At 68.5% G+C, this 21,322-nt stretch carries 22 protein-coding genes; 5 read left to right on the forward strand and 17 right to left on the reverse strand.

Going from position 1 to position 21,322, the window contains the following annotated elements:
• Nucleotides 1-6 precede the first annotated feature (6 nt).
• A complete protein-coding gene (gene folD / locus OCGS_RS06475; protein WP_007426431.1) occupies nucleotides 7-888 on the forward strand; it encodes a bifunctional methylenetetrahydrofolate dehydrogenase/methenyltetrahydrofolate cyclohydrolase FolD in 882 nt (293 codons plus the stop codon).
• Here the strand turns inward: folD and OCGS_RS06480 are convergent.
• From OCGS_RS06480 to OCGS_RS06530, 11 genes are all read right to left on the reverse strand, one after another.
• Nucleotides 885-1,493 carry an MOSC domain-containing protein gene (locus OCGS_RS06480; RefSeq protein ID WP_007426432.1) on the reverse strand — a complete coding sequence of 203 codons (609 nt, stop codon included), beginning with the start codon at nucleotides 1,491-1,493 and terminating at the stop codon, nucleotides 885-887. The genes folD and OCGS_RS06480 overlap by 4 nt on opposite strands.
• Before the next feature lie 72 nt (nucleotides 1,494-1,565).
• Entirely contained in the window at nucleotides 1,566-3,482 is a 1,917-nt protein-coding gene (ftsH, locus tag OCGS_RS06485) for an ATP-dependent zinc metalloprotease FtsH (protein ID WP_007426433.1), read from the reverse strand.
• A gap of 73 nt (nucleotides 3,483-3,555) precedes the next feature.
• Entirely contained in the window at nucleotides 3,556-4,740 is a 1,185-nt protein-coding gene (tilS, locus tag OCGS_RS06490; protein ID WP_052026135.1) for a tRNA lysidine(34) synthetase TilS, read from the reverse strand.
• A 40-nt stretch (nucleotides 4,741-4,780) separates the two neighbouring features.
• Nucleotides 4,781-5,602 (reverse strand): tol-pal system protein YbgF, encoded by an 822-nt coding sequence (gene ybgF / locus OCGS_RS06495; protein WP_007426435.1) that lies wholly within the window; start codon nucleotides 5,600-5,602, stop codon nucleotides 4,781-4,783.
• A gap of 16 nt (nucleotides 5,603-5,618) precedes the next feature.
• Nucleotides 5,619-6,143, reverse strand: a complete 525-nt coding sequence (gene pal / locus OCGS_RS06500) for a peptidoglycan-associated lipoprotein Pal (protein WP_007426436.1) — start codon at nucleotides 6,141-6,143, stop codon at nucleotides 5,619-5,621.
• Nucleotides 6,144-6,227: 84 nt separating this feature from the next.
• Nucleotides 6,228-7,553 carry a Tol-Pal system beta propeller repeat protein TolB gene (tolB, locus tag OCGS_RS06505; RefSeq protein ID WP_156800981.1) on the reverse strand — a complete coding sequence of 442 codons (1,326 nt, stop codon included), beginning with the start codon at nucleotides 7,551-7,553 and terminating at the stop codon, nucleotides 6,228-6,230.
• A gap of 35 nt (nucleotides 7,554-7,588) precedes the next feature.
• The gene (locus tag OCGS_RS06510) at nucleotides 7,589-8,737 is read right to left on the reverse strand and encodes a hypothetical protein (protein WP_007426438.1); all 1,149 of its coding nucleotides are present in this window, start codon (nucleotides 8,735-8,737) and stop codon (nucleotides 7,589-7,591) included.
• Nucleotides 8,738-8,758: 21 nt separating this feature from the next.
• Nucleotides 8,759-9,244, reverse strand: a complete 486-nt coding sequence (tolR, locus tag OCGS_RS06515) for a protein TolR (RefSeq protein WP_007426439.1) — start codon at nucleotides 9,242-9,244, stop codon at nucleotides 8,759-8,761.
• 1 nt (nucleotide 9,245) lies between these two features.
• Nucleotides 9,246-9,941, reverse strand: coding sequence for a protein TolQ (tolQ, locus tag OCGS_RS06520; protein ID WP_007426440.1), 696 nt, complete (start codon nucleotides 9,939-9,941; stop codon nucleotides 9,246-9,248).
• Between the two features lie 110 nt (nucleotides 9,942-10,051).
• Nucleotides 10,052-10,444 carry a tol-pal system-associated acyl-CoA thioesterase gene (gene ybgC / locus OCGS_RS06525; RefSeq protein WP_007426441.1) on the reverse strand — a complete coding sequence of 131 codons (393 nt, stop codon included), beginning with the start codon at nucleotides 10,442-10,444 and terminating at the stop codon, nucleotides 10,052-10,054.
• Nucleotides 10,441-11,067: a hypothetical protein gene (locus tag OCGS_RS06530; RefSeq protein WP_007426442.1), complete on the reverse strand. Its 627-nt coding sequence runs from the start codon at nucleotides 11,065-11,067 to the stop codon at nucleotides 10,441-10,443. The genes ybgC and OCGS_RS06530 overlap by 4 nt, the downstream gene beginning before the upstream one ends.
• 91 nt (nucleotides 11,068-11,158) lie before the next feature.
• Here OCGS_RS06530 and OCGS_RS06535 point away from each other — a divergent pair, with 91 nt between their 5' ends.
• On the forward strand, nucleotides 11,159-11,410 hold the full coding sequence (locus OCGS_RS06535) for a hypothetical protein (protein ID WP_007426443.1): 252 nt from the start codon (nucleotides 11,159-11,161) through the stop codon (nucleotides 11,408-11,410).
• Here OCGS_RS06535 and ruvB read toward each other — a convergent pair.
• From ruvB to ruvC, 3 genes are all read right to left on the reverse strand, one after another.
• Nucleotides 11,407-12,438, reverse strand: a complete 1,032-nt coding sequence (ruvB, locus tag OCGS_RS06540; protein ID WP_007426444.1) for a Holliday junction branch migration DNA helicase RuvB — start codon at nucleotides 12,436-12,438, stop codon at nucleotides 11,407-11,409. The two genes, OCGS_RS06535 and ruvB, sit on opposite strands and share 4 nt — an antisense overlap.
• Nucleotides 12,439-12,526: 88 nt before the next feature.
• Complete coding sequence (ruvA, locus tag OCGS_RS06545; protein ID WP_007426445.1) at nucleotides 12,527-13,153, reverse strand: Holliday junction branch migration protein RuvA; 627 nt, start codon at nucleotides 13,151-13,153, stop codon at nucleotides 12,527-12,529.
• Nucleotides 13,150-13,647, reverse strand: coding sequence for a crossover junction endodeoxyribonuclease RuvC (ruvC, locus tag OCGS_RS06550; protein WP_007426446.1), 498 nt, complete (start codon nucleotides 13,645-13,647; stop codon nucleotides 13,150-13,152). Before ruvC ends, ruvA begins: the two co-directional genes overlap by 4 nt.
• A 202-nt stretch (nucleotides 13,648-13,849) precedes the next feature.
• Between ruvC and OCGS_RS06555 the strand changes: the two genes are divergently transcribed.
• Together OCGS_RS06555 and OCGS_RS15040 are read left to right on the forward strand one after the other, a co-directional pair.
• Nucleotides 13,850-14,053, forward strand: coding sequence for a DUF1127 domain-containing protein (locus OCGS_RS06555; protein ID WP_007426447.1), 204 nt, complete (start codon nucleotides 13,850-13,852; stop codon nucleotides 14,051-14,053).
• Between the two features lie 259 nt (nucleotides 14,054-14,312).
• Nucleotides 14,313-15,029, forward strand: a complete 717-nt coding sequence (locus tag OCGS_RS15040) for a hypothetical protein (protein ID WP_156800982.1) — start codon at nucleotides 14,313-14,315, stop codon at nucleotides 15,027-15,029.
• A 166-nt stretch (nucleotides 15,030-15,195) separates the two neighbouring features.
• On the opposite strand, the gene OCGS_RS06560 is transcribed toward OCGS_RS15040, so the two are convergent.
• Together OCGS_RS06560 and msrA are read right to left on the reverse strand one after the other, a co-directional pair.
• A complete protein-coding gene (locus tag OCGS_RS06560; protein ID WP_007426448.1) occupies nucleotides 15,196-16,071 on the reverse strand; it encodes a 50S ribosomal protein L11 methyltransferase in 876 nt (291 codons plus the stop codon).
• Nucleotides 16,072-16,143: 72 nt separating this feature from the next.
• Nucleotides 16,144-16,809 carry a peptide-methionine (S)-S-oxide reductase MsrA gene (msrA, locus tag OCGS_RS06565; protein ID WP_007426449.1) on the reverse strand — a complete coding sequence of 222 codons (666 nt, stop codon included), beginning with the start codon at nucleotides 16,807-16,809 and terminating at the stop codon, nucleotides 16,144-16,146.
• A gap of 151 nt (nucleotides 16,810-16,960) precedes the next feature.
• Here msrA and OCGS_RS06570 point away from each other — a divergent pair, with 151 nt between their 5' ends.
• Entirely contained in the window at nucleotides 16,961-19,060 is a 2,100-nt protein-coding gene (locus tag OCGS_RS06570) for a DEAD/DEAH box helicase (protein WP_007426450.1), read from the forward strand.
• Here the strand turns inward: OCGS_RS06570 and OCGS_RS06575 are convergent.
• A complete protein-coding gene (locus OCGS_RS06575) occupies nucleotides 19,057-21,258 on the reverse strand; it encodes a primosomal protein N' (RefSeq protein WP_007426451.1) in 2,202 nt (733 codons plus the stop codon). The genes OCGS_RS06570 and OCGS_RS06575 overlap by 4 nt on opposite strands.
• Nucleotides 21,259-21,322: the final 64 nt, after the last annotated feature.

The following is a 21,322-nucleotide window of genomic DNA, read 5'->3' on the forward strand; positions in this document are numbered from 1 at the left end:
GATCCGATGGCTGCAATTCTCCTCGACGGTCGCGCCCATGCGTCGCGCCTGCGCGACCGCATCGCGCGGCAGGTGACGGCGTTGGCGGATGGGCACGGCATCGCGCCGGGGCTGGCCGTGGTGCTGGTGGGCGAGGACCCCGCCAGCCAGGTCTATGTCCACTCCAAGGGGCGCCTGACGCGAGAGGTCGGGATGCGCTCGTTCCAGCATCGCCTGCCCGCCGATACCGACAGCCATACCCTGCTGAACCTGATCGCATCCCTGAACGCCGACCCGGACGTTCACGGCATCCTTGTGCAACTGCCGCTGCCGTCGCATCTGGATGCGGCGGCGATCATCGACGCCATCGACCCGGCAAAGGACGTGGACGGGTTTCATGTGCAGAATGCCGGGCGGCTTGCTGTCGGATTGGACGCGATGGTGCCCTGCACGCCGCTGGGCTGCATGATGATCCTGCGCGATCACCTGGGATCGTTGGCAGGGGCGAACGCCGTGGTGCTGGGACGGTCGAACATCGTCGGCAAACCGATGGCCCAACTTCTGTTGGCGGCCGATTGCACTGTGACAACGGCCCATTCGCGGACCCGCGACATTGCCGATATCGCACGGCAGGCCGATATCCTGGTCGCCGCCATCGGCCGGCCGGGCATCGTCACGGCGGACTGGATCAAGCCGGGCGCAACGGTGATCGACGTCGGCATCAACCGGATCTCGGACGACGAAGGAAAGACGGTCCTGGTCGGGGATTGCGCGCCCGAATGCGCATCGGTCGCGGGCGCGATCACGCCCGTTCCGGGCGGCGTCGGCCCGATGACCATCGCCTGTCTGCTGCAAAACACGGTCACGGCCTGTTGCCGGATCGCCGGCATCCCGGTTCCCGCAGTCTAAAGCGGGGCTTGCCGCTTGGCGGGGATGCCCTGCCAAGCCCGCTGATCGGGAACGTGCAACCGCAGATCGTCGCCGATCGCAATGGTGCCCGGACGCTCGACCCAGGCCGTCACGCCCCGCCGCCCCTTGGCCGCTGCCTGAAACAGCTTTCCGGCCTCACCGACGGCTTCCACAATCGTAAGTGCGGGCAGATGACAGGGCCGGTTCTGCATGTCGACCACCAGCGTCACGCCATCCGGCCCCTGAAGGCGCGAAGACGGCGGCAGATGCGAAAAATCCGGCAGACCCTCGACGACGACCGAGGCGCCCAGCCACGCCGGGTCCAGATCGGACAGGCCCATCGCTTCGGCGATTTCCGCCAACTCCTCGGCCGAGAGGATCGAGATTTGCCGCACATTGGCAATCTCGGTTCCCTTGGGATGCTGCGCGACGACCCGACTGCACGACGGCCGCGTGCGCCCGCCATGCACCTCGCCCTCCATCCCGCCGAAACCCAGCGGCATCATCTGCACGGCCAGGCCATCGACGGCCTTGCGATCCCGATGCGGAACGCGTCCCAGCCACGTGACCTTGCCCACCAGGTCGGTTGGTTCGAGTGCCGCCATGAAATCCCCGACCTTGCATGAAAAACCCGCCGGAAGGTTATTCCGGCGGGCGCTGTGGGGTCGAGGGCAATCTCAGGCCGACGGTTCGGGTTCCAGCCCCGGCTCGTCGGTCTTGGCCTTCGGCCGCAGCTTGGGGATCGACGCAATGGACGGCGTGCCCTTGTCGGACCGGTCGTCGTGATCGTCCCCACGGCTCAGCGGCTCGCCCGCGATGACCTTCTGGATCTCGTTTCCTGTCAGCGTTTCGTATTCCAGCAGACCCTGCGCCAACCGCTCCAGATCGTCGCGCTTTTCCGTCAGGATGCGTTTGGCCGTGTTATAGCCCTCGTCAATGATCTGCCGCACCTTGTCGTCGATCAGCTTCTGCGTCGCCGCCGAATGGCTGGAGCCGCCGCCATAGCTTCCCAGATAACTCTGCTGCTCGTTGGCATAATCGACATAGCCCAGTTCCTCGGCAAAGCCGAATTGCGTCACCATGGCACGGGCGATCTTCGAAACCTGCTGGATGTCGGACGCGGCCCCCGAGGTCACGTTCGGCTTGCCGAAGACCAGTTCCTCGGCCACGCGGCCACCCATCGCCATCGCGATCTTCGACGTATACTTGGTCAGGCTGACCGAAAGCTGGTCGCGTTCCGGCAGCGACAGGACCAGACCCAGCGCCCGACCGCGCGGAATGATCGTCGCCTTGTGGATCGGATCGTGCTGCGGCACGTTCAGGCCGACGATGGCATGCCCGGCCTCGTGATAGGCGGTCAGCTTCTTTTCGTCCTCGGACATGACCATGGACCGCCGTTCGGACCCCATCATCACCTTGTCCTTGGCGTTCTCGAAATCCTCCATCACGACGTAGCGCCGTCCGACCCGCGCGGCCATCAACGCGGCCTCGTTCACCAGGTTCGCCAGATCGGCACCCGAAAAGCCGGGACAGCCGCGGGCGATGATGCGCAGGTCCACATCCGGGCCAAGCGGCACCTTGCGGGCATGGACGCCCAGGATTTTCTCGCGCCCCTTGATGTCGGGGTTCGGCACCTGCACTTGCCGGTCGAAGCGGCCGGGACGCAACAGCGCCGGATCCAGCACATCGGGCCGGTTGGTGGCGGCGACGATGATGATCCCCTCGTTCGCCTCGAACCCGTCCATTTCGACCAGAAGCTGGTTCAGCGTCTGCTCGCGTTCGTCGTTGCCGCCGCCATAGCCGACGCCGCGCGACCGGCCGACAGCGTCGATTTCGTCGATGAACACGATGCATGGCGCGTTCTTCTTGGCCTGTTCGAACATGTCGCGCACACGCGACGCGCCGACACCGACGAACATCTCGACAAAGTCCGAACCCGAAATGGTGAAGAACGGCACCCCCGCCTCGCCGGCGATCGCACGGGCCAGCAGGGTCTTACCCGTGCCCGGCGGTCCGACCAGAAGCGCGCCTTTCGGGATCTTGCCGCCGAGGCGGCTGAACTTCTGCGGGTTGCGCAGAAACTCGACGATCTCCTCAAGCTCTTCCTTGGCTTCGTCGATGCCGGCCACATCGTCGAAGGTGACGCGGCCATGCTTTTCGGTCAGCAGCTTGGCGCGGGACTTCCCGAAACCCATCGCGCCGCCTTTGCCGCCACCCTGCATCCGGTTCATAAAGTAGATCCAGACACCGATCAGCAGCAGGAACGGCAGGAACGACAGCAGCACCGTGGTGAAGCCCGATTGCTCTTGCGGCTTAGCGTTGACCTGCACATCGTTGGCGATCAGGCGGTCCGTCAGGTCGGCACCGTCGGGCCGGATGGTGACGTAATCGTTACCGTCGTTGCCCCGGAACAGCACCCGCTCGCCGTCCAGCGTCACGGCCGACACCTCGCCGTCATCGACCGACTGGATGAATTCCGAATAGCTGATCGAGCGCGAGGACATCGACGACTGGCCGCCCGAAAACAGGTTGAAGAGCGCCAGCACCAGGAAGAAAAGAACGACCCAGAAGGCGATGTTGCGCGCGTTGCCCAAGGACAGGCTCCTATTACAGCGTTTGCCCGGCCGATACCGGACACTTCGTCAAATAGGTATCAGGTTCGCCCGTTCAATGCGAGCGAAGCCAGCGGTGAAAATCGTCGCGGCCATCCGCCAGACGGGCCGACCAGAGACCACCGGGTTCCTGAAGCGGCGCCGCGACTAGCGTTTCGCCCCGCCAGATCGCAGGGCTGGCGGCCAGGGTGCCGACCGGCCATCGCCCGCCCGCATAGGCCCGATCCGCCAACGAACGCACGGTCAGGGCCGCATCGTGCGGACCGGAAAGGCACCACCGCCCGTCCCAGGCGTCGTCGGTCCGCGACACCGTATCGCGCACGGCCCGCGGTTCCCGCATCAGACGGACGCTGCCACGCTGACGTCGCAACAGAACGCCGTGCAGCGTGCCATTGTCCAGCGTGTCCACCATCCCCTGTAGGGCGGCGAATCGGGGGCGATAGGGATTGCCGGAAATCCATCGCAGCCCGGCCGCCAGCAGCCGCATCCGGGTTTCGGGCCGGGCGGCCAGCAATGCCGCGCGATCCAGCACAAGATCGGGACCGTCCTGCCGCACGGCCTGTCCGGCCAGGTCGCGCATCGCATCGTTCAGAACGTCGCGCGCCCGCGCCATGTGCGCCGACAGAAGCTCCAGCCGTGCTGCGGACAGGCCGAGGTCGGCCAGCGTTCCCGCCATCCGCCGCGCCCGCACGCGGTCGAACGCGCTGTTTTCGTTGCCCGGATCCTCGGCCCAGTCCAGCCCGCGCTTCGTCAGCCAGTCGCGCAGTTCCGCCCGGCCCCGCGTCAGCAGCGGACGCAGCCATGCAATCCCCTGCGCCCGGCCGACCTCGGCCATTCCTGCCAGCCCGTCCACGCCCGATCCGCGCGCCATCCGCATCAGCACGGTTTCCGCCTGATCGTCGCGCGTATGTCCCAGCAGGACCGCATCGACCCCAAGGCGGGCGGCCCAGGCGGCGATCAGCCCTCGGCGGGCGGATCGGGCCGCGTCCTGAAGGTTGCCCATCGTTTCGCGGCGCCAGACCAGCGTGTCATGCGTCAGCCCGAGGGCGGCGGCCTGCCGCCTGACCATGACGGCTTCGTCCGCCGATCCGTCCCGCAATCCGTGATCCACGGTCACGACATGCAGTTTGCGCCGCGAAGGGCCGGCCCATTCGGCGGCAAGATGCAGCAGCGCCATGCTGTCGCCGCCGCCAGACACCGCCAAACCCAGCGGCCAGAAGCCCCCGGCGATCCTGTCCATCGTCGCCGCGAATGTCGGGGCGAGCGTCAATTGACGTGGCTCAGGGGCAGGTCAACGCAGCGCGGGCGGTCGTGGCTTCGCCCGCGGCGGACGATGACGGATACCGGGTCGGAACCTCTCCCAGCGTCAGGCAGGCGTCACCGCGCTGACCCAGCGCCTCCAGCCCCAGACCCAGTTGCAACAGCGCATCCGCCGCCCGGACCCCATCCGGCGCGCTGGAAAACGCGTCGAGATACGCGCGCGTCGCGCCTTCCGTATCCTCCAGCGCGGCCAACGCCTGACCGCGATAGAAATGCGCCTCGCCGGTCAGCGGACCGCCTGTATAGGTCTCGGTGAAGGTCTGAAAGAGGTCAGCGGCGCTGCGAAAGCTACCGGAGTCGAGGGCCTCCTTCGCCCGATCGAAGTCCTGTTGCTCTCCAACCGCCAACTCGGCCCCGCCCGTGGCCGGCGCGGGGGCGGCAGGCGCGGGGGCGGCACCCGTCTCGCCGCCCAGCGGCGGGGTGCTGCCCAGCGCGCCGATGTCGCAGCCGGGTTCCAGTTCGCAAAGGCGGAATTGCAGATCGCCGATGCGGTTGGTGCCGTCCGTCACCACGCGGTTGACGCGAAACTCGATCTCCTCGGCGCGGCTGGTCAGGCGGCGCAGTTCCGCCTCCATCGCGTCGATCCGCTCCAGCGCGCCGGTGCCTTGAAGGTTCGGCTGCGCGGTCCCGGTCGTCGAAAGCTCGCGTCGCAGGCCCTGCACCTCGCCCAGCAGCAGGGACAGTTCCTGCTGGATGTCGGCCAGCGTCTCGCCGTCCTGCGCGACGGCGGCGGCCGGGCCCAGTGTCACGGCCAGCGCCAGGGCGGCAATCGTGCGGATCATGCGCCTTCGCCCCCGGTCAGCTTGTCAGACCCGACGCGATCACCGTCACCGCCCGGCGGTTCTGCGCGTAGCAGGCTTCGGTCGAGCAGACTTCGATCGGACGTTCCTTGCCGTATGTCACCGTGCGCAGACGTGCCGAGGATACCCCCTGGCTGACCAGGAAATCGCGCGCCGCGTTGGCGCGGCGTTCACCCAGGGCGAGGTTGTATTCGCGCGTGCCCTTTTCGTCGGCATGGCCTTCGATGATGGCGGTATAGGCGGGATTCGTATTAAGCCAGCGCGCCTGACCGGCCAGCGTGGACCGCGCGGCATCGGACAGCGTCGACTGGTCGTTGGCGAACAGCACCCGGTCGCCGACCGTCTGGTTGAAGTAGGCGGGCGAGGACGGGTCGAGCGCGCCAGCGGTCACGCCGCCCGCGCCGGCCATCGCGCCCGGCCCGCCCAGCCCGTTCGCCCCGCCCGCGCCGAACCGGTCCGCGTTGTTGCAGGCCGCAAGGGCCAGAAGCGCCGCGACGGTCGCGGCCTTGGAAAGGAAATTCATCTGCTCGTCCTCAACAGCATGGGGGTCGGATCGCCCCCGTTTCGGGCGCACCCTAGCATCACACACGGCGCTGGGGAACATCCCTTAGGGCAGCAGCGGCGACCAGGCCGGATCGGACGCCGATTGCGGCGTCGGCACCTTCCTGAGGTTGCGTCCCGATATATCCACGGAATAGAGCGCCGGTTGCCCCTCGGCCCCCGCACTTTCGCGGGTGAACATCAGCACCCGGCCGTTGGGGGCCCAGGTCGGCCCTTCGTCCAGGAACGATGCCGTCAGCAGGCGTTCCTCGGACCCGTCGGTGCGCATCACGCCGATATGGAACCGCCCCTCGTTCTGTTTGGTGAACGCGATCAGATCGCCGCGCGGCGACCAGACCGGCGTGCCATAGCGGCCCTGGCCGAAGCTGATGCGCCGCGGCTCGCCTCCGTTGGCGTCCATGATGTAAAGCTGCGGGGTGCCGGAACGATCGCTTTCGAAGACGATCTGGCTGCCATCGGGGCTGTAGCTGGGCGCGGTTTCGATGCTGGGCGCGTTGGTCAGCTTTTCCGGCCCGCCGCCGGGGCGCAGGCGGAAGATGTCGGTATTGCCGCCCATCGCCGCCGAGAAGATCACCGTCTGCCCGTCGGGCGCATAGCGCGGCGCGAATGTCATCGATTCGGCCGGCACCGGCAGGGAAACCCGGCTGACATTGCCGACATCGAGTTGATAGATCTGCGGGAACCCGGTCTCGTAGCTTGTATAGAGGATCCGGTCGCCGGTGGGCGAAAAGCGCGGCGCCAGCACGATGGACGCGGCATCGGTCAGATACTGGACGTTCGCGCCGTCGTAATCCATCACCGCCAGCCGCTTTTCGCGCTGGTTCTTCGGACCCGCCTCGCTGACGAAGACGACGCGGCTGTCGAAATAGCCCGTCTCGCCGGTGATGCGGCTATAGACGGCATCCGCGACCTTGTGCGCCATGCGCCGCCAGCTTTGCGTCGTGCCGCCGAATTGCAGCCCCTCGCCCAGCGGGGCCTCGGAAAAGACATCGAACAGTCGGAACTTGACGTTCAACTGGTCGCCATCGACGCTGATGGCGCCGGTGATCAGCGCCTGCGCGTTGATCGCCTTCCAGTTCGCATAGGTGATGGACGGCGTGAATTCGGTGATTTGGGCGACGAAAGCGTCGTTCGGGATGCGACGGAAAAGGCCTGTGCCGACAAGATCGTCGGCGATGACCTGCGTGACCCTCTCGGCCCATTCCTGCGCGGCGGGATTTTCCGCCACCAGTGTCGGCAGCGCGAAGGGCAGCGGTTCGATCACGCCTTCGGTGATTTCGATCCGCAGGGGTTCCTGCGCGATCGCGGACAGCGGGGCAGCGCCGACCAGCAGGGCGGCGCAGGCGATCTTCAAAAGGCTCAGCTTGGTCATCATCGCTCCAATACCCTGAATTGGGGGTTGTTCCTTCAGCGCAGCCGCATGTTGCCGGGGTTGAACACGATCTCGACATTGCGCCAGTGCTCGTACTTGTCGACGGGCAGGTCATAGCCGTCGTCCTGACAGCGCAGGATCGCGCGGCGCGCCGCCTCATACGCCGTCTTGGCCGCCGCCCCTGCCCCGTCATTGTCCAGCTCGCGCAGGGACGATCCCACCACGCGGCCGTCCGGCGTCATCTCGAACCCGACCGTCACGGTCACGCCCGCCGCCTCGGACCCCACATCGACCACCCAGCACCGCTGGACCGCCACGCGCATCGCGTCCTTTTCCCCGGCCGACAGCGGGGGGCCGGCGGCGGGGCCGATTGTCGGCGCGGCCTCCTCCAGCCCGGCCAGCGCGTCCTGCACGGCATCGCGGACGTTTTCGGACGCCGCTTCGGTGGTCTGCGCGGGCGTCACGGGCGCCTCGGGCGTCTCGGGCTGGACCGCAGCCTGGCGGACGGGCGGCGCGGGCTTGGGACGCGGCCGCTGCGAGACGACGGGCGCCCTCGGGCCGTCCTCGGCGCGGGCGGGCTCTTCGGCCTCGGTCACGATCTCGGTCGTCGTCTCCTCGGGGGCGGCGGGCGTGTCCGCGACCGCTTCGGGGGCCGCGGCGTCGGGCTCGGGCGCCGTCGTCTCGACGATGTCGGGGGCGGTCTCGGCCTCGGGCGGCGCGGGCGGGGTCGGTTCGCTCGACACCCTGTCGGCGGGACGCGGGATGGCGACCGGCGCCACCGGCAGATCCTCGGCGGTGTCGGGATTGGCCATCGGCTCGGGCGTCTCGGGAAGCTCGGTTTCGGCCGGCAGCGGATCGGGCGGCGTCGGCACGTCCTGCGGCGGCTCGGCCTCGGCCTCGGGGCGGGGCGGTGGCGCCTGCTCGACCGGGGGGGCCTGCTCGGCGGGCGGCTCGGGGGTGTCGGGCATCTCGACGGGCGGCACGGGCGCGACGGGATCGGTCATCGGCGGCGTCTGCTCGCCCTCGACGGGGCGGGTCAGCGCGGCGAATTCCGTCTCGCTCAGGATCGTCACCTGCGCCACCTGCGGCGGCGGCATGGAGGCGCGCGTGAACAGCCCGCCGAACAGCACGAAGGCGATCAGCAGCAGATGTCCCAGCCCCGATATGACCGTGCCCGGATTCATCCCGCGGCCCATCCTTCGCGCCTAGCGATCCGACCCGTCCAGCCGCGGACCGCCCGTATCCGTTACCAATCCGATATCCGCGAACCCGGCCGCGTTGAGCGCGCCCATCACCTGCACCACATCGCTGTAAGGGATCGTCCCGTCGGCGCGCAGAAACACCTTGCGGCTGGTCCGTTCGGCGGAAATGGCCCGCAATTGCGCGATCAGGTCGTCGCTTTCGGTCTCGTTCGCCATCAGCAGCACCCGGCCATCGGCGGCCAGCGTGATCGTCAGCGGCTCTTCGGTTTCGGTCGGCAGCGCCTCGGCGGCGGTCTGCGGCAACTGCACAGGCACACCAACGGTCAGCAGCGGCGCGGCGACCATGAAGATGATCAGCAGCACCAGCATGACATCGACGAAGGGCGTGACGTTGATTTCGGACATTGGCCGCGCCGCGGCTCGGCCCCTGCCCCGCCGCCCGCGCCCCTGTCCTCGGGCCTGACCGTTCTGGACGACACCGGCGCCCATTTCAGGAATCCAGCTGGCGGCTGAGGATGGTGGCGAATTCGTCCGCGAAGGATTCGTAGCCGCCGACGATGCGGCCGCTATCGGCGCTCAGCTTGTTGTAGAAGATCACCGCCGGAATGGCGGCCAGCAGGCCCAGCCCGGTGGCCAGCAGCGCCTCGGCGATGCCGGGGGCGACCACGGCCAAGTTGGTGTTCTGCTGCTGCGCGATCTCGATGAAGGCGTGCATGATGCCCCAGACGGTGCCGAACAACCCCACGAAGGGCGCGACCGATCCGACCGTCGCCAGCAGGCTCAGCCCCCGATCCAGCGTTTCGGCCTCGCGGGCGATGGCGACATCCATGCTGCGGTCGATACGGGCTTGCGCGCCCGGTATCAGCGCGCCGTCGTCGCGGTGGCTGCGCTGCCATTCGGTCATGCCCGCGGCAAAGACGCTGGCCGCGGGGCCGTCCGGTTCGGGGCCCATCTTGCGGTAAAGCTCGTCCAGCGGCTCGCCCGACCAGAAATCGGATTCGAAGCGCCGCGCCTCGTCGCGGGCGCTGCGGAACAACAGGCATTTCTGGATGATCGTGGCCCACGACCAGAACGACGCGACGATCAGAAGGATCATCACCAGCTTGACCGTGATCGTCGCACGGGCGAAAAGCGCCCACATCGAAAAGTCGATATCCGCCGCCGCGGCGAGGGTTTCGGTTTCCATCTGCCTGCTCTACCTCTGTCGGGCCGCTTGCGGGCCGCGTTGCGCGTGTATGTATCGCAGCGCGGGATGGAAAGCCAACAGAACCGCATGACCGGCCCGTCACGCAAATGTCAGCCGACGGGGGCCCGCAGCGCCGGCGGCAACCTGCGCGGACGCCCGCTGGCCATGTCGAACGCGGCCAGCGTCACCACCGCATCGAAAAGGACCGATCCCTTCAGCGACACGGTCTGCGCCAGCACCATCCGCGCGCCGCTGCCCGAGACGGTCCGCGTGAGGACGGTCAGCCGGTCGTCCAGCCGCGCGGGCCGCAGGAAATCCGCCTCGATCCGGGCCACGGCAAAGGCCATTCCGGCGGCGCGTAGGGCGTTCTGGTCGATGCCGAGGGTCGCCACCCAGTCCGACCGCGCCCGCTCGATGAACTTGAGGTAATTGGCGTGATAGACGATGCCGCCCATATCCGTATCCTCATAGTGGACACGGACATCGAAGACGTGATCCGTCACTGGACGGTCCCCAGACGGGCGGCAAGCCGCAGGGCGTGCGAAGGATCGTCGGCATGCAGGGGCATCACCGGGTCGTAGGCCGCGCGGATCAGCGCGCCGATCTCGGGCCCCAGCACAGCGTCGCCATCGGGCGTCAGCGCCAGAGGCGAGCGGTCGGCAAAGGCCCGGTCGGACCACAGCAGGATGGTCTGCACCGCCTGCGACAACGCCAGCGTCGCCGCCGGCACCGCGACCAGATGGGCGTCCATGCGCAGAAAGACGAAGGCCGCCCGGATGCCGCCTTGCGCGTCGAAGCGGAAGATACGGTATTGATTGGCCTCGGCCCGTTCCAGCCGGCCCAGCAGCGGATGCAGGTCTGGGATCATCCGGTCGAGGTCGGGAACGTGCCGCAATTCGTCCCAGTCGCGCAGGAAGAACATCATCAGGTTCGATCCCAGTTCGGGATCGGTTTCGACCGTGCCGTTGCCCGCCAGCGTCGCCAAAGCCTCCAGCGCGCCCTTGAAGATGCCGATGGACGGCTCCTCGATGCCAAAGGCGACGGGGGCCAGCGGCCGGCCCCAGCGCGCGAAAGCATAGGTTCCGTCGGCGCGGGTGAACAGCGCCTGAATATCGTCATGGGTCATGGAGCATCGGGGTAAAGCGGCTTGGAAGGGCGCGCAACATGCGGCAGCACGCCGCAATGGGACGGGTGGATCCCGACCATATCTGTCGGGCATGAGCATCCTGACCCCCATCCCGCCCCGCACCCCGCTGCATCTTCGCATCCTGCTGCACGTTCCCGTCCTCGGCTGGATGGCGCGCGATGTGTTGTTCGGGGATCGCAACAACCTGTGGTTCGCGCTGATCGCCATCGTATCGGTCTGGATCATGGCGATCGCCGCCTGGGGGATCGTCGCCGTCTATCTGCCGGTGGTGTTTCTGGTTCCGGCGGTGTTCGTGCTGCTTTTCCTGGTCACGAACGGCTAGCCCGGATCGAACAGGTCGCGCGTATCGGACAGACGCGGCGGGACCAGCCCCAGATGCGTCCAGCCGCCCTGCGCCAGCATCCGCCCGCGCGGTGTGCGCTGGATCAGCCCCTGTTGCAGCAGGTAGGGCTCGATCACCTCTTCCAGCGAATCGCGCGACTCGGACAGGGCGGCCGACAGCGTCTCGATCCCCACCGGACCGCCCTGATAATGCTCGGCAATCAGGCGCAGATAGCGCCTGTCCGCCCCGTCCAGTCCCAGCGCATCGACCCCCAGCCGGGTCAGCGCCGCATCGGCCAGCGGACGGTCAAGGCGGCCGTCGCCCTCGACCAGCGCGAAGTCCACGACGCGGCGCAGAAGGCGGCCGGCGATGCGGGGGGTGCCCCTGGCGCGGCGGGCGATTTCGCGGATGCCGTCCCGGTCGGCCTGCACGCCCAGAAGGCGGGCGCCGCGGGCGACGATCTGTTCCAGTTCGTCCACGGTATAAAATTGCAACCGCACGGGGATCCCGAAGCGGTCGCGCAGCGGGGTGGTCAGAAGCCCCATCCGGGTGGTCGCGCCGACCAGGGTGAAGGGCTGCAATTCGATGCGGACGGTGCGGGCGGCGGGGCCTTCGCCGATGACCAGATCCAGTTCGAAATCCTCGAGCGCAGGATAGAGAACCTCCTCGACCACAGGATTGAGGCGGTGAATTTCGTCAATGAAAAGAACGTCCCGCCGGTCCAGATTGGTCAGGATTGCGGCCAGGTCGCCGGGCCGGGCGAGGACGGGGCCGCTGGTCATGCGGAAGTTCACGCCCAGTTCGCGGGCCATGATCTGCGCCAGCGTCGTCTTGCCCAGGCCGGGGGGGCCGTGGAACAGGACATGGTCCATCGCGCGTTCGCGCATCCGCGCGCTTTCGATGAAAACCCGCAGATTCGCGCGTGCCTCGGCCTGGCCCACAAAGGCGTCTAGCGTCTGGGGACGCAGCGCCGGACCGTCGTCGCCGGGCTGTTCGTGGGGGCGCATCAGGGGATCAGGCGTCGCCATCCGGCCCCCCGCGGCGATGCGAAACGTACAACTTGTACAGTTCAGGGCGCGAAACGTACATGTCGGCGGTGAGGCGGTCGCGCAAGGCTCAACCCTCCTTCGGGGCCAGCAGGCGGAGTGCGGCGCGGATCAGACCGGCGGTCGTATCGGCCCCTTCGCCGGCCGCCCGCGCCACCGCGCCCGCCGCTTCCTGCGGACCGTAGCCGAGATTGGCGAGCGCCGACAGCGCCTCGGCCTCGGCGCCCGGAGCGACGGACGGGGCAGGCCCGCCGCCGGGGGGCGGCGCGACCGGCCCCGCGCCCATCGCCATCACGGCCGGGGCCTTGCCCTTCAGCTCGATCGCGACACGCTGGGCGATCTTGGGGCCGATGCCGGGGGCGGCGCGGATCGAGGCCAGATCGCCCAATGCCACCGCGCGGCCGATGCCGTCGGCGCCCAGCGCGCCCAGTATCGCCATCGCCGCCCTGGCCCCCACGCCCTGCACCGTGCAGAGCAGGCGGTGCCATTCCTTTTCCTGCAAGGTGGCGAACCCGAACAACTGCAACAGATCCTCACGCACCAAAAGGTCGGTCCAGAGCATCGCGGCCTCGCCCACCGGGGGCAGGCCCGCCAGCGTGCGGTCCGAGACGTGCACGACATAGCCGACGCCGCCCGCGTCGATGATGACGTGATCGGTCCCGCGATGGACGATACGGCCGGCCAGACGCCCGATCATGGTCGCGCGGCCTGCGTCAGACGGCCAGCGGTGCGGCGGTGAAACGCGTGGCAAAGCGCAATGGCCAGCGCGTCGGCGGCGTCGGGGCTGGCGGGATCGGCGCCGGGCAGTTGTAAACGCACCATGTGGGCCACCTGCCCCTTGTCGGCATGGCCGACGCCGACCACTGCCTTCTTGACGGCGTTGGGGGCATATTCGCCGATGGGCAGACCGGCCTGCGCGGGCACCAACAGGGCGATCCCGCGCGCCTGGCCGAGCTTTAGCGTGCCCGCGCCGTCGCGGTTCACGAAGGTCTGTTCGACGGCGGCGCAATCGGGGCGGTGCAGCGCCACAACCTGCGTCAGTGCGGCATGCAGGGACAGAAGGCGCGCGGCCAGATCGCCCGCGCCCGACCGGCACGTGCCGCTGGCGACGTGCCGCAACCGGCCCTCCGCCAGGTCGATCACGCCCCATCCGGTGTTCCGCAATCCGGGGTCGATCCCGATTATCCGCATCCGCCGCCCCGCCTTGTCGCCCCTGACTAGCACGAAGCACGAACATCCGCCAAGACCCCGCAACGCCCCCCTGTCACCGCGTCATGCACCAACTGCATAAAAGACTTGACATTTCGGCCATTGCCTTCGGCATCCGGCCTGGCTAGGGCCGGGCGATCCGCAACCGGGGCCGTGTCGGTCCCCTTCGACAGAGGACTTCGCGATGGCGATCTATGACATGCACCGTTCGACCGCACCCGCCCTATCGACCACCATCGCGACGGGAGTCGCGCGCTTCTTCACGTCCTTGTCGGACCGCGCGGCCGAGCGCCGCACCCGCCGGGCGCTGAACCAGCTATCGACGCACGAGTTGCGCGATATCGGCCTGTCGCGGGACGAGATCGACACGGTGGCGCGCCGCCGCTGAGGGCGAAGAACGTCGTGCCGGGCGGGCGGATCGTCACCGAGACGAGCCTGCCCGGCACGGATTCGCGGGGAGTTGCGCTTTTTGCGAGGCGGAACCTGTGATCGGGTAGACTTAAACATCGACGTTTCTTGGATGAACGGCCACTATGTGAAACAGAATGGGCGTTCGTTGCATGGACACCGTAAAGCGTCCGACGCCGCTGGACGCTAAGTCGCTTTGTCGCTTGCTAGCAAGTTAATAGGGCTACAGTGTTCTATCTATGATCGAAATACCTTACCAGATTGAGAACGCTTACGACGTCAGCGAAACGGAGGTCGCATATTGCTTAAACTGTTGGGTAAAGCTTAACCATTGCAAGCACGATCTCCCGTTTACTGCGTCGGCAACGGACCCCGAACCGCATGGCCGATCCCTTTATAAACGCTTGCGAGCCGGTGAGTTTGGCAAAATTCACCCGAACGGTAGGTTCGCTTACGATTATTTTACGGTGAACAATCCAAGGGAAGTGAGCCTGACGCCAGAAACGGTTAGTTTCTTGGGTCAGGGACTTGAAGAAGCCAACCTTGAGAACTCGCGCGGCACACCACGGGGCATTGTTCTCGTCTGGGGTGCACTGTTGGAGATCGCACTTGGTGAAATCATCCGGTTGAAACTTCCGAATGACATCGTGCATAAGACGCTTGGTGGAAAAATTAACCAACTGGAAAAGGCAGCTGTTTTGTCGGATGCCAATGACTGTGAAGACTTGAAGGCCATCAAGAATATAAGGAACCACGCCGCTCACAACCTTCGCTTTTCATCCTTCGAGCATTTGCGAGAGGATAGTATTGTATTCGATGCTTATGGCCGTCTCTATTCTGGATACGCCGAGGCGATGTATCACGAAGTTGGCAGTCTACTTTTTGTAACCCGCGAAATTTTCATGAGATCTTGCATTGCGTCAATTGAACGGGCATGGCGCTTGAGAAACGGGTAGCCAGTGCTTGCGCTTCTCGTTACGGAAGCCGAAAAGCAGAAGCGAAATGACGGCTAACTGGCGATAATGGGCGCGACAACGCCATTCGACGAACGGCATGCGGATGGCAGGGTCTTTTGAATCACCGGTCGCTCGATCATCGCGGCCCTGATCCATGGGCTGCGCGCTAGTCCGCCCGCCTGACCGTCAGCGTCGTCCAGTCGCCGATCTGCCGGCGATGGACGGGGGCGAAGCCGGCCGATCCGTAGATTGCGGAAACCTCGTCGGCCTGTTCGTTCAGCAGGCCCGACAGGATGGCATGGCCGCCGGGCGCGGTGTGACGAGCCATCGGCGTCGCGAGGTCGATCAGCGGCGCCTTTAGGATGTTGGCGAAGACCAGATCGAAGGGGGACGCGGCGGCGAGATCGGCGGCGTCGAAGCCAGCGGCCTCGATGCAAGCGACGCGATCCGACAGGGCGTTCAGCGCGACGTTGGCGCGGGCCACGTCCACGGCCACGGCGTCGATGTCGGACGCGATCACCGCCGCGTCCGGCCAGGCCCGCGCCGCCGCCATCGCCAGAACGGCGGTGCCGCAGCCTATATCGGCCACATTGCGGCCGACGATGCCCGCGTCGATCAGTCGGTCGAGCGCCAGAAGGCAGCCCTGCGTCGTGCCGTGATGGCCGGTTCCGAAGGCCATCGCCGCATCGACCAGCAGGGCGATGCGCCCGTCCGGCACGCGGTCGGCGTCGTGGCTGCCGTATAGGAAGAAGCGCCCCGCCTCGATCGGGGCGAGTTCGCGGCGGACCTTGGCGACCCAGTCGGTTTCGGGCAGTTCGCTGACCGCGAAGGGACGCGCGCCGAATGCCGCCTGAAGCACGGCCAGAGCGGTGCGGTCGGGGGCGGCGGTGAAATAACCGCCGACTTCCCAGAGGGACGATCCGTCCTCCATCTCGAACACGCCGACGCCTTCGGGCGCGGGGTCGAGCCGTTCCAAGGCGTCGCCGAGCGCGATCGCCGACGCCTCGTCCGGCAGGGTGGTCAGGGCGGTCCAGGTGGGCATCGCGGTCCTCGGGGTCGTGTCGGGACCGCGATAGGCAAGGCGGCGGGGCGGGTCAATCGCCCCGCGCGCGCGTCAGGCGGCGCCGGTCGTGGCGCCGGTGCCGATGGGGCAGGCGACGCCGGTGCCGCCGATGCCGCAATAGCCGCCGGGATTCTTGGCCAGGTATTGCTGGTGATAATCCTCGGCGAAATAGAAGGGCGGGGCATCGACGATCTCGGTCGTGATGTCGCCGTAACCGGCCGCCTTGAGCCTGGGCGCGAAGGCGCGCTTGCTGTCCTCGGCGGCGCGGCGCTGGGCGTCGGTCGTCGCATAGATGCCGCTGCGGTATTGCGTGCCGCGATCGTTGCCCTGACGCATTCCCTGGGTCGGATCGTGGCCTTCCCAGAAGACGCGCAGCAGGTCGTCGTAGGTGACGACCGACGGGTCGTAGACGACGCGCACCACCTCGTTATGGCCGGTACGGCCGCTGCATACCTCCTGATAGGTCGGGTTCGGGGTGTGGCCGCCGGCATAGCCCGCCATCGTCAGCCAGACGCCCGGCAGCTTCCAGAACATCCGCTCGACCCCCCAGAAACAGCCCATGCCGAAGATCGCGACCTCCATCCCCTCGGGCACCTTGTCGGTGAGGGGACGGTCGAACACGTCATGCGTGCTGGCGGTGGGAATGGGATCGGGGCGGCCGGGCAGCGCATCGCCGGGTGCTACCATCTCGGACTTGGAACGCAGAAGGTTGAACATGAAAGACTCCGTTCGGGGGGTGATGGCGATATAGGTGCAGGCGCGCGCCGCGCCAGCGCCGGGCGGTCAAAAGGGTGCGAGGGGCGGCGCGGGGGCTATACAACGGGGGCGGCGGGGACTAAGCGCATCGTTTCCCCTGCCGGAGGCCCCGATGCCGCAGATCCCCGCCCCGCTTGCCACGGCGCTTGCCGACCGCGGCTATGCCACCCTGACGCCCGTGCAGGAGGCGGTGACGGATGCGGATCTGGCCGCGTCGGATCTGCTGGTGTCGGCGCAGACGGGATCGGGCAAGACGGTGGGCTTCGGCATCGCCATCGCGCCGACGCTGCTGGAGGGCGCCGAGCGGCTGGACCGCGCCGCCGCCCCGCTGGCGCTGGTCATCGCGCCGACGCGCGAACTGGCGTTGCAGGTGATGCGCGAATTGCAGTGGCTTTACGCGCCGGCGGGCGCGGTGGTGACGGCCTGCGTCGGCGGCATGGACATGCGCGACGAACGCCGCGCGCTGGAACGCGGCGCGCATATCGTCGTGGCGACGCCGGGCCGGCTGCGCGACCACATCACGCGCGGCAGCATCGAGATGTCGGATCTGCGCGCGGTGGTGCTGGACGAGGCGGACGAGATGCTGGATCTGGGATTTTCCGAGGATCTGGAATTCATCCTGGCCGCCGCCCCCGCGACGCGGCGCACGCTGATGTTTTCGGCCACCGTGCCGCCGGGCATCGCGCGGCTGGCAGAGAAGTATCAGCGCGACGCGGTGCGGCTGGAAACGGCGACGCGGGGCGGGCAGCATGCGGATATCGAATACCGTGTGATGCAGGTCGCCCCGCACGACGCCGAGAACGCGATCATCAACATCCTGCGGTTCTACGAGGCGCCGGGCGCCATCGTCTTCGCCAATACCCGCGCTGCCGTGGCGCGGCTGACGGCGCGGCTGACCAATCGCGGCTTTTCGGTGGTGTCGCTGTCGGGCGAGCTGAGCCAGACCGAGCGCACCCACGCGCTGCAATCCATGCGCGACGGGCGGGCGCGGATCTGCGTGGCGACGGACGTGGCGGCGCGCGGCATCGACCTGCCGAACCTCGACCTGGTGATCCATGCCGAATTGCCATCGAACGCCGAAGGCCTGCTGCACCGGTCGGGGCGGACGGGACGCGCGGGCCGCAGCGGGATCAGCGCCATCGTGGTGCCGATGAAGGCCGAGCGCAAGGCCGAGCGGCTGCTGAAGGACGCGCGCATCACCGCCGAATGGACGGTGCCGCCCTCGGCCGACGAGGTGGTGGCGCGCGACGAGGAACGGCTGCTGGCGGATCCGGTCTGGTCGGAACCGGCAAGCGCCGGCGAACGCGCCTTTGCGGCCAAGCTGGTCGCGGCGCACGACGCCGACGCCATCGCCGCCGCCTATCTGCGGTTGTGGCGGCTGCGCCATTCCGCGCCCGAGGATCTGGCCGCGCCCGACGCGCGCGCGGCCCGGCCCGAACGCGCGCCCTTCGACAGCGGCGGATGGGTGGCGCTGTCGGTCGGGCGCAACCAGCGGGCCGAGGCGCGCTGGATCCTGCCGCTGCTGTGCCGGGCGGGCGACATTTCCAAGGACGATATCGGCGCGATCCGCGTCCAGCCCAACCAGACGCTGGTGGAGATCTCGGCCCGCGCGCTGGACGGGTTCCTGGCCGCTGTCGGCCCGGCGATGAAGCTGGAGGACGACATTGCGCTGCGCCGTGCCGAGGGGCCGAATGCGCGCCCTGCCCCTGCCGCAAGGCCGCGCCCCGCGTCCAGGCCAGTGCCAGTGCCTGCGCCAGTGCCGGAAACCGCGCCCGCCCCGTTGCCCCGGCGCAGCCCCGAAGACCGCAAGGCGCGCTGGACGCCCGACGGGGACGGCCCGCTGGCCAAGGTTCAGGAACCCCGGCGCGACCGGCCCGAGGCGGACCGCGAGACGGGCGGCGACCGGGCGGCGGCGGACCGGCCGCGCGCCAAGCCCTCCGGGAAACCGGGCGCAAAGCCGGGCGGCAAGCCTTACGCGAAGGCGGGCGGCAAGCCGGCACGGCCCTATGGCAAGCCGGGCGACAAGCCTGCGGGCGGGGCGGCCTGGCCTTACGGCAAGCCGGGCGGCAAGCCCGCGCGGCCGGGGGGCAAGGCGTTCGTCAAACCGGGTGCCAAGCCGGGCGGCAAACCGGCGGGCAAGCCCGCGCCGCGCGCCAGCGACACGTCGCGCCGGTTCGTCCCCCCCGGCAAGAGCGGCGCACGCAAGCCCTAGTAAAAGCTTTGCGGGTCGATATCGACGCTGATCCGCAGATCCCCCTTGGGACGCACCTGCGCCAGCCATTCGGCCAGCGCGGGTTGCAGCGGCGCGGATCGGTCGGCCTTGACCAGCAGCCGGACGCGGTGCCGCCCCCGGATGCGCGCGATGGGCGCGGGCGCCGGCCCCCAGACCTGCGCGCCGATGCGCCGCAGCGGATCGTCGGCGCGCGCCAGCCGCGTGCCGGTGTCGAACGCCGCCTGCAAATCGGTGCCCGACAGCACGATGCCCGCCATCCGGCCGTAGGGGGGCATCCCGGCGGCGCGGCGTTCGGCCGCCTCGGCCCGCCAGAACCCGTCCTCGTCGCCCGACAGGATCGCGCGGATGACGTGATGTTCGGGCTGGAAGGTTTGCAGCATCGCCTCGCCCGCGCGGTCGGCGCGGCCGGCGCGGCCCGCCACCTGCCGCATCAGTTGAAACGTGCGTTCGGCGGCGCGCAGGTCGCTGCCCTGAAGCCCCAGATCGGCGTCGATCACCCCCACCAGCGTCAGCAGCGGAAAGTTGTGGCCCTTGGCGACAAGCTGCGTTCCGACGACGATGTCGGCGGCGCCCGCCGCGATCGACTCGATCCGCGCCTTGAGATCGCCCGCGGTCATGTGCAGGTCGGAACTGAGAACCTCGATCCGGGCATCCGGAAACAGCGCCGCCGCTTCCTCGGCCATGCGTTCGACGCCGGGGCCGATGGCGGCCAGCTTGCCCTCGACCGTGCAGGACGGGCAGGCATGGGGCACGGGGCGGGTATCGCCGCATTGATGACAGACGAGCTGGCCGCGAAAGCGATGCTCGACCATGCGGGCGTCGCATTGCGAACAGCCGATCTGCTGGCCGCAGGCGCGGCAGAGCGTGACCGGCGCATAGCCGCGCCGGTTGAGATACAGCAGCGATTGTTCGCCGGCATCCAGCCGCGCGGCGATGGCCGATTGCAGGCTGGGCGAGATCCAGCGCCCCGGCGGCACGTCCTCGGCCCGCATGTCGATGGCGCGCATTCGCGGCAGGACGGCGGTGCCGTAGCGCGCGGGCAGGATCAGCGACGCGTATTTGCCGGCCTGGGCGTTGGCCCATGTTTCCAGCGACGGCGTGGCCGAGGCCAGCACGACCTGCGCATCCTCGAACGACGCGCGCAGGACGGCCATGTCGCGCGCGGAATAGAGCACGCCGTCCTCCTGCTTGTAGGACGTGTCGTGTTCTTCGTCGACGACGATCAGGCCCGGATCGGCGAAGGGCAGGAACAGCGCCGAGCGCGCGCCGACGACCAGTTGCGCGCCCCCTTCGGCCACCATCCGCCAGCAGCGGCGGCGCTCGGTGGCGGTGACGCCGCTGTGCCACTCGGCGGGACGCGCGCCGAAACGCGCCTCGACCCGGTCGATGAAGCCCGCGGTCAGCGCGATCTCGGGCAGCAGGACCAGCGCCTGACGCCCCTGCGCCAGACATTCGGCGACCGCTTCCAGATAGACCTCGGTCTTGCCGGAGCCGGTGACGCCGCGCAGCAGGGTGGTGGCATAGACGCGCCCCCGCACGGATGCGCGCAGGGCGGCGGCCGCTTCGGCCTGATCGTCCGACAGCGCGCGCCCCGGCAGCGCGGGATCGAGGCGGGGATAGGGCGTGTCGCGGGGGCTTTCGCGTTCCTCGACCGCGCCCTGCGCGACCAGCCCCTTGATCACGCCCGTGCCGGTGCCGGCCATGCGCGCCAGGTCCTGCAAGGTGAAGGCCAGGCCGCCGTGATCGCGCAGCACCGCCAGAACGCGGGCGCGGGCGTCGGTCATGCGGTCGGGCTGCCCGGCGCCCATCGCATAGACCTTGCGCATGCCGGGCGCGTCGCCCAGCCCCGGCGCGCGGGTGGCCAGACGCAGCATCGCGGAAAGCGGCGTCAGCGTGTAGTCGGCCGCGCGGGTCAGAAAGGCGCGCATCGGCGCGCGCATCGGCGGCACGTCCAGAACGCGACCCACGGCGCGCAGCCTGGATTCGTCCCAGCCGCCCTGCGCCGCGCCCCAGACCACACCCGTCACCCGCCGCGGGCCCAGCGGCACCTCGACGAAATCGCCGACGGCGCAGCCGCCTTCGGGCGCGCGGTAATCCAGCAGCCGGTCGAGCGGCTGGGTCGTCAGGACCGCGACCGGCGCGGCCCCGTCGAACCGCGTGTCATCATCTTTCTTCAAATACCCGAATCCCGCCGTTCCGGCCCGCGCTGCGCCCTTTCGACGGCGCCCCTTCCAGTGTAAT

The organism is Oceaniovalibus guishaninsula JLT2003, from assembly GCF_000299575.1.
GTDB lineage: Bacteria > Pseudomonadota > Alphaproteobacteria > Rhodobacterales > Rhodobacteraceae > Palleronia > Palleronia guishaninsula.